The 14,063-nt window shown below is 60.8% G+C and carries 13 protein-coding genes and 1 tRNA gene; 8 read left to right on the top strand and 6 right to left on the bottom strand.

Annotation, left to right across the window (positions count from 1 at the left end):
• Nucleotides 1–57: 57 nt before the first annotated feature.
• From L8I05_RS20255 to pgeF, 5 genes are all read left to right on the top strand, one after another.
• Nucleotides 58–134, top strand: a tRNA-Met gene (locus tag L8I05_RS20255).
• A 111-nt stretch (nt 135–245) separates the two neighbouring features.
• Entirely contained in the window at nt 246–1,079 is an 834-nt protein-coding gene (locus L8I05_RS20250) for an EamA family transporter (RefSeq protein WP_242171222.1), read from the top strand.
• A 101-nt stretch (nt 1,080–1,180) separates the two neighbouring features.
• Nucleotides 1,181–1,960, top strand: a complete 780-nt coding sequence (locus tag L8I05_RS20245; protein WP_242171220.1) for a PhzF family phenazine biosynthesis protein — start codon at nt 1,181–1,183, stop codon at nt 1,958–1,960.
• Between the two features lie 36 nt (nt 1,961–1,996).
• Nucleotides 1,997–3,826 carry a gamma-glutamyltransferase gene (gene ggt / locus L8I05_RS20240; RefSeq protein WP_242171219.1) on the top strand — a complete coding sequence of 610 codons (1,830 nt, stop codon included), beginning with the start codon at nt 1,997–1,999 and terminating at the stop codon, nt 3,824–3,826.
• Between the two features lie 23 nt (nt 3,827–3,849).
• Nucleotides 3,850–4,551 (top strand): peptidoglycan editing factor PgeF, encoded by a 702-nt coding sequence (gene pgeF, locus L8I05_RS20235; protein ID WP_242171218.1) that lies wholly within the window; start codon nt 3,850–3,852, stop codon nt 4,549–4,551.
• Between the two features lie 209 nt (nt 4,552–4,760).
• On the opposite strand, the gene ddlA is transcribed toward pgeF, so the two are convergent.
• On the bottom strand, nt 4,761–5,855 hold the full coding sequence (ddlA, locus tag L8I05_RS20230) for a D-alanine--D-alanine ligase (RefSeq protein WP_242171217.1): 1,095 nt from the start codon (nt 5,853–5,855) through the stop codon (nt 4,761–4,763).
• A gap of 44 nt (nt 5,856–5,899) precedes the next feature.
• The gene (locus L8I05_RS20225) at nt 5,900–6,538 is read right to left on the bottom strand and encodes a LysE family transporter (RefSeq protein WP_242171216.1); all 639 of its coding nucleotides are present in this window, start codon (nt 6,536–6,538) and stop codon (nt 5,900–5,902) included.
• 139 nt (nt 6,539–6,677) lie between these two features.
• On the opposite strand from L8I05_RS20225, the gene L8I05_RS20220 reads away from it, so the two are divergent.
• Nucleotides 6,678–7,487 carry an AraC family transcriptional regulator gene (locus L8I05_RS20220; RefSeq protein WP_159954037.1) on the top strand — a complete coding sequence of 270 codons (810 nt, stop codon included), beginning with the start codon at nt 6,678–6,680 and terminating at the stop codon, nt 7,485–7,487.
• 119 nt (nt 7,488–7,606) lie between these two features.
• Here the strand turns inward: L8I05_RS20220 and L8I05_RS20215 are convergent, their stop codons facing one another.
• Nucleotides 7,607–8,950: an MFS transporter gene (locus L8I05_RS20215; protein ID WP_242171528.1), complete on the bottom strand. Its 1,344-nt coding sequence runs from the start codon at nt 8,948–8,950 to the stop codon at nt 7,607–7,609.
• Between the two features lie 123 nt (nt 8,951–9,073).
• On the opposite strand from L8I05_RS20215, the gene L8I05_RS20210 reads away from it, so the two are divergent.
• Nucleotides 9,074–9,958, top strand: coding sequence for a LysR family transcriptional regulator (locus L8I05_RS20210; protein WP_242171215.1), 885 nt, complete (start codon nt 9,074–9,076; stop codon nt 9,956–9,958).
• Nucleotides 9,959–9,961: 3 nt separating this feature from the next.
• On the opposite strand, the gene L8I05_RS20205 is transcribed toward L8I05_RS20210, so the two are convergent.
• The 3 genes from L8I05_RS20205 to L8I05_RS20195 all read right to left on the bottom strand — a co-directional run bounded on the left by L8I05_RS20205 (nt 9,962) and on the right by L8I05_RS20195 (nt 12,351).
• Complete coding sequence (locus tag L8I05_RS20205) at nt 9,962–10,537, bottom strand: flavin reductase family protein (protein WP_242171214.1); 576 nt, start codon at nt 10,535–10,537, stop codon at nt 9,962–9,964.
• Nucleotides 10,538–10,597: 60 nt separating this feature from the next.
• Nucleotides 10,598–11,914, bottom strand: coding sequence for a PAS domain-containing methyl-accepting chemotaxis protein (locus L8I05_RS20200; RefSeq protein ID WP_242171213.1), 1,317 nt, complete (start codon nt 11,912–11,914; stop codon nt 10,598–10,600).
• Between the two features lie 104 nt (nt 11,915–12,018).
• The gene (locus L8I05_RS20195) at nt 12,019–12,351 is read right to left on the bottom strand and encodes a DUF2790 domain-containing protein (protein ID WP_159954032.1); all 333 of its coding nucleotides are present in this window, start codon (nt 12,349–12,351) and stop codon (nt 12,019–12,021) included.
• Nucleotides 12,352–12,576: 225 nt separating this feature from the next.
• On the opposite strand from L8I05_RS20195, the gene L8I05_RS20190 reads away from it, so the two are divergent.
• Entirely contained in the window at nt 12,577–13,896 is a 1,320-nt protein-coding gene (locus L8I05_RS20190) for an OprD family porin (RefSeq protein WP_242171211.1), read from the top strand.
• The last annotated feature ends 167 nt before the right edge of the window (nt 13,897–14,063 follow it).

Raw genomic sequence — 14,063 nt, 5'->3', positions numbered from 1 at the left:
AAATTGAAAATAAACGCTTGACGCATTCCCGTTCTACGCGAATAATGCGCGCCACTTGGCTACATAGCTCAGTTGGTTAGAGCATAGCATTCATAATGCTGGGGTCCGGGGTTCAAGTCCCTGTGTAGCCACCAAGTACTAAAAACGGCTTACCGAAAGGTAGGCCGTTTTTTTATGCCTGCCGAAAAGTGCTCAGGCATACTCGCAGCGGCCCACACACCACAACGCTGCTTTGAGTGCCATCCATGAGCTTCGACGTATTCGCCATTATCCTGCTCGGCGCTGCTCTGCACGCCACCTGGAATGCCGTGGTCAAAGGTGGCGCCGACAAGCTGTTGACCACCTGCATGATTGCGTCCGTCGCCTCGTTGATCGCATTGGTGGCCATTCCGTTTCTGGCACTGCCTGCGCCAGAAAGCTGGCCATTCATCGGTGCGTCGGTGATTCTCCAAGTACTGTATTTCGTGCTGGTGGCCGCGACATACCGCATTGCCGACATGAGCCAGACCTACCCGATCATGCGCGGCACCGCGCCGCTGCTGGTGGCGACGGTGAGTGTGCTTGTGTTGTCAGAATCATTGTCGGCGTTCGCCTGGCTCGGCATTGCGGTGATTTCTCTGGGCATCTTGAGCATGGCCATAGCCCCATCTACAGGGCCGCGCAAAGGCTTGGCCCTGGCATTGATCAACGCGGGAGTGATCGCGGGCTATACCCTTATCGATGGCCTGGGCGTGCGCAAGTCCGGCGCGCCGGTGGCTTACACGCTGTGGATCTTCCTGCTGACCGGCATTCCACTCGCAGCGTGGGCGTTAGCAGCCCGGCGCAGGGTGTTCGTTGATTATGTAGCCGGTAACTGGCACCTGGGCATCGTCGGCGGCGTGGGCACGATAGCCTCCTATGGCCTGGCGCTTTGGGCCATGACCGCCGCCCCCATCGCCACCGTTTCAGCCTTGCGCGAAACCTCGATTCTATTCGGCGTAGTGATCTCGACATGGGTGCTGAAAGAACACATCACGCGCGTGCGCATCATTGCCGCCTGTGTCATTGCTGCCGGGGCGATGCTGCTGCGCCTGGGCTGAGCAGGCCTTGGTGTTCGCGCGCAAAAAAACTGCGTATCTGTATTTTGACGCCTCCCCGAGCCACTGTTAGTGTCCAGCCTCCCCTACACGGAGTGCCCCGGATGAAATTGGATATCTACCAAGTCGACGCTTTCAGCCAACAGCCTTTCGGCGGCAACCCGGCTGCCGTCTGCCCGCTCACCGAGTGGCTGCCAGACGCACAACTGCAAAATATCGCCGCTGAAAACAACCTCTCCGAAACCGCCTACTTCGTACCCCGTGGCGATTTTTATGAGTTGCGCTGGTTCACCCCCGAAGTCGAAGTGGACCTGTGCGGCCATGCCACGCTGGCCGCGGCGTGGGTGTTGATTCACCAGCTGGCGGATGCGCCTGAAGTGTTGCGTTTTGCCACCCGCAGCGGCGAACTTCGCGTGACGCGCAATGGCGACGAACTGGCGATGGATTTTCCGGCCAAACAGCCCCAGCCCTGCGAGCCGCCAAGTGGCCTGTTGATCGCATTGGGGATTGAACATGCCGAGGTGTTTGCCGCTGATGACTACATCGTATTGGTTGACGACGAAGCGCAAATCGCCGCGCTGACGCCGGACTTCGCACGCCTCAAGGGCTTGCCCAAACGCGGGATTGCGGTGACGGCCAAAAGCACCCGGTTTGATTTTGTTTCACGCTGGTTCGGCCCCAACGTGGGCGTCAATGAAGACCCGGTCACCGGCTCCGCCCACACTTCGCTGGCACCGTTCTGGGCCGAGCGTCTGGGCAAGTCATTATTGACCGCCGAACAGGGCGGCAAGCGCCGTGGGCAACTGCGCTGTGAACTCAAGGGCGATCGCGTGATCATTTCGGGCCATGCCGTGCTCTACCTGCAAGGCGTGATTTACCTGTAAAAAGCAGTACCCCAAGGACAACAGATCATTCTCAAAATGAACGGAGTTCAGCGCGTGTTTTCGATTTCCCGCCGTCAACTGTCGGTGATTGCCGCAGCCCTCGCCCTGGCCGGCTGTCACGCCCCCGTCACGGAACAACCGCCAGCGCCGGAGTTGGGGTCGGGTTATCGCACCGACCTCAGCACCCGCCACGCCGAGCGCCATATGGCCGCCGCCGCCAACCCGCTGGCCGCCGAAGCCGGGCGCGAAATGCTGCGCCAGGGCGGCTCGGCCATTGATGCGGCGATTGCCATGCAGGCCGTGCTCACCCTGGTGGAGCCGCAGTCTTCCGGCATCGGCGGAGGCGCGTTCATCATGCTGTGGGATGGCAAAAACGTGCACGCGTATGACGGCCGCGAAACCGCACCGGCCGGGGCGACTGAGCGCTTGTTCCTTAAAGCCGACGGCACGCCGATGGCGTTTCCCGAAGCGCAGATTGGCGGGCGTTCGGTGGGCACGCCGGGCGTCTTGCGGGCGCTGGAAATGGCACACAAGAAGAGCGGCCACCTGCAATGGGCCAAGTTGTTTGAACCGGCGATTCGTTTGTCAGAGCAAGGCTTTGCGATTTCCCCACGCCTGCACGCGCTGATTGCTGCCGACCGGTACATCGCGCAATCACCCGACATGGCCGCCTATTTTCTGAATGCCGACGGCACGCCCAAAGCCACCGGCACCCTGTTGAAAAACCCGGCGCTGGCCGCCGTGTTCAAGCGCATCGCCAAGGAAGGGCCGGACGCGTTGTACCAAGGGCCGATTGCCGATGAGATCGCACGCAAGGTCCAGGGCAACCGCAATGCGGGCAGCCTGTCCCAGGCCGACCTCAAGGGCTACACCGCCAAGGAACGCACGCCGCTGTGCACTGACTACAAGCAATACCAACTATGTGGCATGCCACCGCCGTCGTCGGGCGGGATTGCCGTCGCACAGATCCTGGGCACGTTGCAGGCCCTGGAAACACGCGACCCGCGCCTGGCCATCGCACCCATGAAGCCGGTAAAAAGCACCTTACCCGCTGGCCTTGAGCCCACACCGCAAGCCGTGCACCTGCTCGCTGAAGCCGGTCGGCTGGCGTTCGCCGACCGCGCGCTGTACGTGGCCGACGCCGACTTCGTGCCAGTGCCGACTGCCGGCCTTGTCGCTCCGGACTACCTGGCCAAGCGCGCCGCGCTGATCGGTGAGCGCAGCATGGGCATGGCCAAGCCGGGCACACCTGCGGGGATCCAGGTAGCGTACGCCCCGGACCGCTCGCCACTGCGCATTTCCACCTCGCAAGTGGTGGCGGTGGATGACCTGGGCGGCGCCGTGTCGATGACGACCACGGTGGAAGCGGCGTTCGGTTCGCACGTGATGGTTCAGGGCTTTTTGCTGAACAATCAGATGACCGACTTCTCGTTCATCCCTGAAGAAAACGGCCAACCGGTGGCTAACCGCGTCGAACCCGGCAAACGCCCACGCTCGGCCATGGCGCCGACGCTGGTGTTCGACCGCAAGAGCGGCGAGTTGCTGGCAACCGTGGGTTCACCGGGCGGTTCGCAGATCATCGAATACGTGAGCAAATCCTTGGTGGCAATGCTTGATTGGAACCTCGACCCGCAAGCGGCCATCAGCCTGCCCAACTTTGGTAGCCGCAACGGTGCTACCGAGCTGGAAGCCGGCCTGTTCAGCCCCGGACTGAAGCAAGCGCTGAGGGACAAGGGCCACGCGTTGAGCGAGATTGATATGACCAGCGGTATCCAGGCCATCGTTCGCACGCAAGATGCCCAAGGCAAGGTGTCACTGAGCGGTGGCGCCGACCCTCGGCGTGAAGGCGAAGCGGTCGGCGATTGAGTTTATTGAGCGGAGAGAGTCCCTTGCAGCAGGCAAACAATCTCGGCGCCCTCCCCGGCGTCGACCATGGTTTTTGTTCGATCAATGACCCGTTGCGACCGGACGAGGTGTTCATCTGCAAGCAGGTGCACAGTGCCACGGTGATCAAGTGGCAAGCGGATCAGGTGACCAATACCGTTGAGGCGGATGGTGTGTTTACGGGCGAGCATCAGCCCATCGCGGTGATTACCGCCGATTGCCTGCCCATGCTTTTCGCCGCAAAAAACGGCGAAATGGTTGCCGCAGTGCACGGCGGCTGGAAGGGGCTGCAAGCCGGGATTATCGCCAATGCCGTGCAGCAATTTGCCGCCCTGGGCATCGCCGTGGACCAGTTGCACGTCGCTATCGGGCCGTCGATCAAACCCTGTTGTTACGAGGTAAGCGAGAGCTTTATTGCGCAGTTTCAGGCGGACCAGGGGCACTTGTGGCACTTCGAACAACCGGCCCCTCAACTGTCACCGCAGATTGCGCCGCCCCATGCAAGGCAGACGGGAAGCGCCTGGTTTGATTTGAGTGGTTACGGGGTGATGCTGCTGCAAGCGGCGGGGCTTGGCCGTGAGCAGATCGAAGTCAGTGAGGTGTGCACTTATTGCACTTCACCGACCTTTGCCAGCTACCGCAGGCGGACACATAACCCTGCGGAGCCGAAGACGCTGATCTATTCGTGGATTGCTCGGAAAACCTAAAGAAGCCCCTCCACTCTTTGACGAGCGGGCTTGTCGTGGCGAGCGGGCTTGTCGTGGCGAGCGGGCTTGCCCCGCGTTGGGCTGCGAAGCAGCCCCAAAACAATCACCGCGTCCTTCCTGACAGCCCCCGTCAAACCGACTGGGGGCGCTTCGCGCCCCAACGGGAGCAAGCTCCCTCGCCACAGGGTTCACCCTCACACCGGCTAATTTCAGCGACTGATCTTCAAGCCCTTGCGCCCCGCATGCCGCTCCAGCGCCAGCTCAATCAACCGGCTGACCAACTCGCTGTAACTCATCCCCGCCGCCTGCCACAGCTTGGGGTACATGCTGATGCGAGTGAAGCCGGGCAGTGAGTTGATTTCATTGATCAGCACTTCACCGTCGTCGGTGAGGAACACGTCGACGCGCGCCAACCCGGCACAGCCCAACACCTCGAACGCTTGGATGGCGAGGTGGCGAATGCGCTCGCTGGCCTCAACGCTGATATCGGCCGGCACCACCACTTGGGCGGCCTGGTCATCGATGTATTTGCTGTCGTAGGAATAGAAGCCGCTGCCGACGACGATCTCGCCACAGCCGCTGGCGATGGGGTTGTCGTTGCCCAACACGGCACATTCAATTTCGCGCCCTTGCACGGCGGATTCCACCAGCACCTTTTCATCAAAACCCAAGGCCAGTTCGACGGCGGCATGGTACTCGGCCTCGTTGCCGACTTTACTCACGCCCACCGAGGAACCCTGGTTGGCGGGTTTGACGAACATCGGCAAGCCCAGCGTGTTCACTGCCATGGCAAAAGAGGTGCGCGCCGCATTGCGACGGTTCAGGGTGATGAACGGGGTGACGGCAATACCGGCATCGCGCAGCAAGCGTTTGCTGATGTCCTTGTCCATGCACACGGCCGAGCCGAGTACGTCGGAGCCGACGAAAGGCAAGTCAGCCATACGCAGCAGCCCCTGCAGGCAGCCGTCTTCACCGAGCGTGCCGTGGACAATAGGGAAGATCACATCGATGTGTTGGAGCAGGCCCTGACCCGAGGTTTCCACCACTTGCTGGCTGGCCTTGCCCGGCACCACCGCCAATTCGCGGTTGGATTGGTTGAGGGCGATGAGGGCCGGGTTTTCCTGGTTGATCAGGAAGTTCGAGGTGTCGTTGAGGTGCCAGTGGCCGGCCTTATCGATGCCGATCAGCACGGGCTCGAAGCGCGAACGGTCAAGTGCGTCGACGATATTGCGCGCCGATTGCAGCGAGACTTCGTGCTCGGCCGAACGGCCACCAAAAATAATACCTACCCGCACCTTGCTCATGACTCGGCCTCACTGTTGAAAGTAAGGCTTCTTACCATGAGCGGTCAGCGATTCGCCACCAGATGTGCACCGAACAACAGGTAGCAACCACCGGCAAACCGGTCGAGCCACTTGCGTGAACGGCTGTAAAGGTTGGCCATGCGCTCGCTGGAAAACACCAGGGCTACGCTGGTGTACCAACTGAATGACAAGGTGGCCATGGTGATGACCGCCAGGGCCAACAACGTTGGCGACGGCGAAGGCGGCATGGTCGAGGCAAAGGCCGTGGCGACGAACAGCGCGGCCTTGGGGTTGGACAGGTTGCCCAGCAAACCGAAGCGCCAGGCGGAGAACAGCGAGCGCCGGGGTTCGTCTGGCAACATCGCCTGGTTGCTGGCAGGGGCCGAACGCTTGAACAGTTTCAGCCCCAGATAGATCAGGTAGCAGCCGCCGATGATCTTGAATGCCAGGTAGAGCATGGGCGCAGCGGTGAACAGCGACTTGATGCCCAGACCACCCGCCAGCCCCCAAATAATCGTGCCGCTGGCCACGCCGGCCGAGGCCACCACGCCATGTCGGCGCGAACAACTCGCCGCCAGCTGCGCCGTGTTGAAAAAGTTGGGGCCCGGTGTCACGACTGCCACCGTCCATAGCACGGCCAGTGAGACCAACGGCGCCACATAGGCGGGGTTGAAAAAATCCATAGGGACAGCTCCGTCAGCGCAACGTACGAGCAACGATCATAGGCCTCGCTTTCACCCTGCACAATCGTACAAGACCCAGGAAGACAGGCCGATGCAGACTGGGTTAACGTGTTTCCACCACTACTTGTGACAAGTCACTATGGGCCAACCCACTTCCACCCTCGATTGGCTGCACCGCGCTCCGCACGCCAGCGGCCTGGACCGTATCGAAGCGTACTTTGCGGGCTTTGCGTTCGACCCGCATCGCCACGACACCTACGCCATCGGGCGCACGCTGTTTGGCGTGCAGAGTTACCACTACCGCGGCTGCATGACTCACAGCCTGCCCGGCACGACCATGGTGATTCACCCGGACGAATCCCACGACGGCCGCGCCAGCAGTGTTGAGGGCTTCAAGTACCGCATGATTTATGTGGAGCCGGCGCTGATCCAGCAGATTCTCGGCGGCAGGCCGTTGCCGTTTATCCACAACGGCCTGTCGACGGACCCACGCCTGTTTCGCGCCAGCGAAGTGTTGCTGCAAAACCTGGACTGCCCGGTTGACCCGATGCAGGAGCAGGACGCGCTGTACGACCTGGCGCAGGCGTTAAGCGCTGCATCGGGGGTGATCATCAGCCGTAAATCCTTCGATTATGTCGCCGCCGAACGCGCCCGGGAATTTATCCACAGCGCGTTGGGCCGCAGCATCACCCTGGATGAAATGGCCGACCATTGCGGTCGTGATCGCTGGGCGTTGTCGCGGGATTTCCGGTTGCTGTTTGGCACCAGCCCCTATCGTTACCTGACCATGCGACGGCTGGATTTGGTGCGCAGTTTGCTCGCCCAAGGCCAATCGCTGGTCGATGCGGCGCTGACTGCCGGTTTCACCGACCAGAGCCATATGACCCGGCAATTTCGCAGCACCTACGGCATGCCGCCGTCGCGTTGGGTGAAGATGCTTGGGCGCTGAGCCTCTGGTTTGAAATACAGTCAATGTGGGAGCTGGCTTGCCTGCGATGACGGTCTGTCAGACACCGCTATACAGACTGATCCGACGCTATCGCAGGCAAGCCAGCTCCCACATTAGAACTATGTTGTTTCCAATATCACATTCGGCTCGGGCGCTTGTGCTTTGAGCCGCAACGCCACCACCGCGCCCACCAACGCAATCGCCGCGCTCCACCACAACGCCAGTTCAATCCCGCCGGCATTTGCCACCGACACCAGCACCGCCAGGCCCAATGCGCCGCCGATCTGCTGGCTGGTCGACGCCATGCCCGCCGCCACGCCTTGCTCGCCCGGTCGAATCCCCAGTCCGGCCGCCACCCACATCGCCGTCCAGGTCATGCCCTGGCCAATGCTCAAGATGAAGATGCCCGGCAGCAACGACCAGAACCCCACACCCGTCGGCAGCGCCCAGCACACCAGCGCAATCCCCACCGCGCCCGCCAGTTGGCCGCTGACCAAGGTGTTACGCAACCCCAACTTGAGCAGCGAGCGTTCCGCCAGCCAGATGCCGAAGGTGCACACCAGGGTCGCCGGCAAAAACGCCAGCCCGGCCTGCAACACGCTGTAGCCATAGACCTGTTGGTAATACAGCGCCAGGAAGTAGTACTGCACGCCAAAGCTGCTCATGAACACCGCCGTCAGCACCATGGCCATGCGCAACTCGCGGTAGGCGAACAGGCGCAGCGGCATCAGCGGATCGCGGCCGCGATGTTCGATCCAGGCGAACAACCCGAGCAGCAACACCGCCAGGGCGATGCAACCCAGGGTCGACGGCGCCGCCCAGCCCCACTCCGGGCCTTGCACCAGCGAGAACACCAGCAAGGTGCCACCGACCGTCACGGTCAAGGCGCCGCTGATATCGAATTTGCGCCCGCGCACTCGTTCGCTATCAGCCGGAATCCAGTAACGCGCCGCCCACGCGCAACCGCCCGCCAGCGGCACATTCACCAGGAACACCGCCTCCCAGCCCCACACCTGCGTCAGCACGCCGCCGAGCAATGCGCCCAACGCCAAGCCCGCTGCCGACGCCGCGCTCCACACCGCAAACGCTCTGTTACGCGCTGGCCCTTCGGCATAGTGGGTATTGATCAACGCCAACGTGGCCGGGAACAACATCGCCCCGCCCACGCCTTGTACCGCTCGCGCCAGCACCAGCAACATCGCGCTGCCGCCGAGCACCGCGGCCAGGGACGCCAGCGCATACAGCGACTGGCCCACCCGATACAACCGTCGCTTGCCGAGCAAATCCGTGGCCCGCCCACCCAGCAACAGGAAGCCGCCAAAGGCCACACTGTAGGCGCTGACCACCCACTGCAACTGCTGGGCGGAAAAATCCAGATGCGTGCCGATTTGCGGCAACGCAACAAACACAATAGTGGCATCGAGGGCGATGATCAGTTGCGCGGTGGCCAGCAGTAAGAGCATCCAGCCGGAAGGTCGAGAGGGAGACATCACAGCGTCCTGCCTGAAAAATGAGAGGCGGCCAGTGTCTTTCATGCGCAACAGATGATAAATAGCGCTATCACTCTTTCAGTAATGACTTTAATCATGGATCTGAACGCTGTTCGACTGTTGGTCCGCGTTGCCGAAACTCGCAGCTTCACCCGCGCCGCCGGTGACTTGGGGCTGACGCAGTCCGGGCTGTCACGCGCCATCTCGCGCCTTGAAAACGAGCTGGGCGTGCGCCTGCTGCAACGCAATACCCGCAGCGTCAGCCTCACGCCAGACGGGCAGATGCTCTATGAGCGCAGTGCGCCGTTGTTGGCGGAATTGGCCGAAACCGAAAAACTGATGCTCGACCGCCGCAGCACTCCGTCCGGCCTGTTGAAGATCAGCACGCCGTCGCTGTTCGGGCGCAAGGTAGTGATGCCGGTGATCGGCGAATTGACCTTGCGCTACCCCGACTTGCGTATCGAAGCGGTGATGACCGACCGCCTGGTGGATATCGTCGACGAAGGCTTCGACGCGCTGCTGCGCACCGGCGAAATCCAGGACCAACGCTTGATCGCCCGCGCCCTGCCGCCGTTGCGCTGGGTCACGGTGGCTTCCCCGGCCTACCTGGCGCGTTTCGGTACGCCGCAAAGCGTCGATGAACTCAAGGACCACAACTGCCTCACCGTGCGCAATTTGCGCAGCGGGCGCATGGTGGATTGGCAGTTCATGATTGATGGCAACGTGCAGGACGTCAGCGTCGAAGGGCGGCTGATTTTTGATATTGGCGATGCGCTGGTAGACGGCGCAGTCGGTGGTTTCGGCATTGCCCAGGTGATGGATTTTGCCGTGCGCGATGACCTTGCCACTGGGCGATTGGTGCCGTTGCTGGAGGACGTAGCAGGGCGCAGTCGGGCAATCTCGCTTGTCTATCCGCCGTCCCGGCAATATTCGCCGAAGCTGATGGCGTTTGCCGAAGCACTGGCAAACGCACGCTGGTAAGGCTTACAGCTGACGCCCGACCACCGGCTCGCCGATGGTCAGGAAATTTCCGCCGGCAATGTGGTGCAAGGTGCGCAATGGATCATGGCCTTCGAAGTGCCAGTGGCCGTCACTGAATACGCGTTCGTCGGCATAGGCCGCGACCACTTCGCCGAGGAATAAATCGTAGGTCTGCTGGTTATGAGGCTCGGGCAACAGACGGCATTCCAGCCACGCCACGCAACCTTCCAGCAACGGCGCTTCGGTGTGTTCACCATTAAATGTCTGCAGGCTGTAGGCGGCGAACTTGTCGTTGTCTGCGCCGCTGGTGTTGCCGACCGTCTGCACCAGGTCGGCCTGGGCCACGCAAGGCACTTGCAGCACGAAGGTGCCGGCGCCTTCCAGCAGTTGGCGGGTCCAGGTGGCCTTGTCCAGCACCACGGCGACTTTCGGCGGTTCGAAATCCAGCGGCATGGCCCAGGCAGCGGCCATGATATTGCGCTTGCCGTCGTGGGCCGCGCTCACCAGCACGGTCGGCCCGTGGTTAAGCAAGCGGTAGGCCTTGGACAGCGGAACGGGGCGACGGTGGGTCGGGCTCATGGAGGGACGGCTCTTCAAGCAAGAAAAAACCTACGATACCTCAAGCACAAGCCCGACGGGTCAGCTCGACAGCTGATTGGCGAACTGCCCGACCGCGCTGACCACTTTTTGCGCACCGTCCTGGATCTCCACAATCACCGTGCCGGCCTCGGCGGCCAGCGCCAAACCATGCTCGGCTTGCAGGCGCCCCTCGGTCATCAAGCTCACCGCATCACGGGCCATGTCCTGGTTCTGACGCACCACACCGACAATTTCCTCGGTGGCCTTGCTGGTACGCGATGCCAACTGGCGCACCTCATCGGCCACCACGGCAAAACCACGGCCTTGCTCACCCGCACGCGCGGCCTCAATGGCCGCGTTAAGCGCCAGTAAGTTGGTCTGCTCGGCGATGCCGCTGATGGTCTTGACGATGGTGCCGATCACTTGGGACTGGGCGTTCAGCGCCTCGATGCCGTCGCCGGCCTGCTGCATGTGCTTGGCCAGGTCACGCATGACATCCACCGCCTGCGTCACCACAGTGGTGCCGCGCTGGGCACTGTTGTCGGTGTGCAGCGAGGTGCTGTAGGCGATGTTGGCGGCTTCGGCCACGGCCTGTTCCTGATTGACCTGGTCGGTAATCACGGTGGCGAACTTGACCACTTTGTACAGCCTATCGTTGGCATCCAGCACCGGGTTGTAGGTCGCCTCGAGCCACACCACGCGGCCATGGCTATCGACCCGCTTGAAGCGCGCCGCAACAAATTCACCGGCGTTCAAACGCTTCCAGAACTGCTGGTACTCGGCGCTGTTGTATTCCTCCGGCTCGCAGAACATGCGGTGATGTTTGCCCTGAATCTGCGCCAGGCTGTAACCCATGCCGCCGAGGAAGCGGTCATTGGCGGTCAACACATGCCCGCCAAGGTCGAACTCGATGACCGCCGTGGAACGTACCAGCGCGGTGATCAGGTTTTCATGCTCGCGCGACGCCTCGATGGTGCGAGTGAGGTCGCTGGAGTAGATCGAAAAACGCTTGATGCGCCCGTTCGAAGTGCGCACCGGTTGCAGGATCGAGCGCAACCACGCCTCCTTGCCGTTGCCGCGCATCAGCCGCACGGTGCCGGCGAAGTGTTCGCCGCGCACCAGGGCATTCTTGAAGCGCAGTTGAAACGCGTCCTGGCGCAGGTGTGCCGGCACCAGGTCATCAATGTGACGCCCCAGAATGTTGCTGGCCTGGTACGACAGTTCTTGCAGGAAGTTGGCGTTCGCCCACTCCACCCGGCCATCGGCGTCCAGCGTCAGGCACAGCATTTCGCTTTCCAGGCTCTCCTTGACCTGTTGCAAGCTGGACAACTCTTCGCGAAGAGCAGACAGCTCCTGCTTCAAACGGGTGTTGAACATGGGGCACCGATGGTCATTTGGGGAGGTGGATCTGACCTGCATCGGCGCTGCCGGCGTTTTCTGAAGCGTTTTTTCACGCCGCGCCAACTGTTTTTTCGGATCCATTAACCACCGTTATTTTTGCACACGCCCATCACCTGATACTCAAGGGTATTGAGCTTGCCGCTGGAGTCTTCATAGGTCATGCGCGACGGCACCGGGTTGCACGAGCGGATCGGCGGCGTCACGTTGACGACTTTGGCAATGTCCAGCTTCATGCCGTAGCGGTAGGCCTGAACTTCGGGCATCGGTTTGCCCTTTCTTTCGGCGTAGGCCGCCATGGCTTTTTCATTGCGCTCCATCATCAGGGCAAAGGTGCGATCCCCGCCGCCTTCTGCCAGCGCACCGAATGACAAGACTGCCGCTAATACACCCAAGCCGATTTTAAAAGCGTTCATAACAGTTTCCTCGATTGAAAAGTTCAGTAACGAGACTAATCAACCGACCCTGTCGCAATGTTCACTAAAACATTACTTATTTGTTAGGTGGGCGTGAGTTTCCAGAATTGTAATGTTGACGCCACCTAACCGTTATCCGCCGTTTGCAACTATCAGCCCGGGCCAGATCAATAAGAACGCCCACCCTATAAGAAGCTGAAAACTGCCAACCCCCAGGAGCGAAACATGAACATTGCTTACTACACCCTTCCCTTTTCACTGATTGCCGCACTGCCACTGGCAGCCGTCGCCGTCGAAGACAAACCTGAAGGCTTTATCGAAGGCAGCAGCGTGAACGTGCTGGCGCGCAACTTTTACTTCAACCGCGACGACCGCAAGGGCCAGTCCAGCCCTACCGGCAATGGCTATTCGGAAGCCTGGGCGCAGGGTTTGATCGGTAAATTCGAATCCGGGTTTACTCAAGGCACCGTGGGATTTGGCCTGGATGCGTTTGCCATGTACGGCCTCAAACTCGACTCGGGCACCGGCCGCAGCGGCGGCAAGAGCTCGTTTGGCGTATTGCCGGTAGACAGCGACAATCATCCTGAAAGTGGCTACAGCAAGTTCGGCGGCGCCGCGAAATTGCGTGTGCTGGATACCGTCATCAAGGCCGGCGACGTGTTCCCGGCCACGCCGGTGGTGGCTGCCGGTGACTCGCGTTTATTGCCCGAAAGTTTTCGCGGCGTCACCGCACAGAACACCAGCATTGAGGGCCTGAGCGTTCAGGGCGGACGCCTGAGCGGCATGAGCCAGCCCAGCGAAAGCGGTATGAACAAGGGCTTTGCGACCTTCTATGCGGGCAAGGTCGACTCGCCCTGGATCGGCTATTTCGGCGGTGACTACAGCGTCAATAAACACCTCAGTGTCAGCCTGTACAGCAGCCGCCTGAAGGACGCCTGGGACCAGTACTACTTCGGCAGCGCCGCCAGTTACCCACTGAACGACGACGTGTCGTTGTTCGGCGACTTCAACTATTACAAAGCCGTGGACGAAGGCAAAAAGCTGCTGGGGCAATTCGATAACACCATCTGGAGCGCGCGGCTCGGGGTCAAGGTCGGCGCCCACAGCCTGGCCGTGTCGCACCAGCGTAACAACGGCGATGACGACTTCGATTACCTGAGTCAATCGGACTCGATTTTCCTCAACAACTCCATCCAGTACAGCGACTTCAACTCGCCCAAGGAACGCTCGTGGATGGCGCGGTATGACTTGGACATGCAAGCCTTCGGTGTTCCCGGCCTGTCATTCATGACCCGTTACGCAAAAGGCACCGGTGCCGACTACAGCAACGCGAACGCTGTGTACATGCGCCGCGATTCGGCGGGTAACCCGCTGACGGACCAACGCCGCTGGGAGCGAAACTTCGAGGCCAAGTACGTGGTGCAAAGTGGCAACCTGAAAGATTTGTCGTTGCGGTTGCGCCAGGCAACCGTTCGCTCGAGTGCTTTCGAATCGGACCTGGAGGAAATTCGCCTGATTGCCGAATACCCACTGGTGGCACTCTGAATAATCATTGCCGGGAACGTTTACATTCGTTCGCCCTTAACTAACATTTGCTCACAAAGTGATAACTATCAAAACTGTAATATTAGCCCCAGCTTCCCGTTAAGTTGAGCTTCCTATACTTGCTCAAACTTTTTTACACCGAGCAACATTCATCTCTGAAGCTTTTT

This window comes from Pseudomonas sp. MONT-RG-20F-20-E-7-02, assembly GCF_022662395.1.
GTDB lineage: Bacteria > Pseudomonadota > Gammaproteobacteria > Pseudomonadales > Pseudomonadaceae > Aquipseudomonas.
Note: the sequence above shows the minus strand (reverse complement) of the source record. Positions and strands in the feature narration are given on the sequence as shown.

What these genes read in the sequence shown, in the direction of transcription:
- L8I05_RS20210 (WP_242171215.1), top strand. Translation starts at nt 9,074, where the DNA reads ATGGATCTGAACGCTGTTCGACTGTTGGTCCGCGTTGCCGAAACTCGC.
- L8I05_RS20220 (WP_159954037.1), top strand. Translation starts at nt 6,678, where the DNA reads ATGGGCCAACCCACTTCCACCCTCGATTGGCTGCACCGCGCTCCGCAC.
- L8I05_RS20190 (WP_242171211.1), top strand. Translation starts at nt 12,577, where the DNA reads ATGAACATTGCTTACTACACCCTTCCCTTTTCACTGATTGCCGCACTG.
- ddlA (WP_242171217.1), bottom strand. Translation starts at nt 5,855, where the DNA reads ATGAGCAAGGTGCGGGTAGGTATTATTTTTGGTGGCCGTTCGGCCGAG.
- L8I05_RS20215 (WP_242171528.1), bottom strand. Translation starts at nt 8,950, where the DNA reads ATGCTCTTACTGCTGGCCACCGCGCAACTGATCATCGCCCTCGATGCC.
- L8I05_RS20195 (WP_159954032.1), bottom strand. Translation starts at nt 12,351, where the DNA reads ATGAACGCTTTTAAAATCGGCTTGGGTGTATTAGCGGCAGTCTTGTCA.
- L8I05_RS20245 (WP_242171220.1), top strand. Translation starts at nt 1,181, where the DNA reads ATGAAATTGGATATCTACCAAGTCGACGCTTTCAGCCAACAGCCTTTC.
- ggt (WP_242171219.1), top strand. Translation starts at nt 1,997, where the DNA reads ATGAACGGAGTTCAGCGCGTGTTTTCGATTTCCCGCCGTCAACTGTCG.
- L8I05_RS20250 (WP_242171222.1), top strand. Translation starts at nt 246, where the DNA reads ATGAGCTTCGACGTATTCGCCATTATCCTGCTCGGCGCTGCTCTGCAC.
- L8I05_RS20205 (WP_242171214.1), bottom strand. Translation starts at nt 10,537, where the DNA reads ATGAGCCCGACCCACCGTCGCCCCGTTCCGCTGTCCAAGGCCTACCGC.
- L8I05_RS20225 (WP_242171216.1), bottom strand. Translation starts at nt 6,538, where the DNA reads ATGGATTTTTTCAACCCCGCCTATGTGGCGCCGTTGGTCTCACTGGCC.
- L8I05_RS20200 (WP_242171213.1), bottom strand. Translation starts at nt 11,914, where the DNA reads ATGTTCAACACCCGTTTGAAGCAGGAGCTGTCTGCTCTTCGCGAAGAG.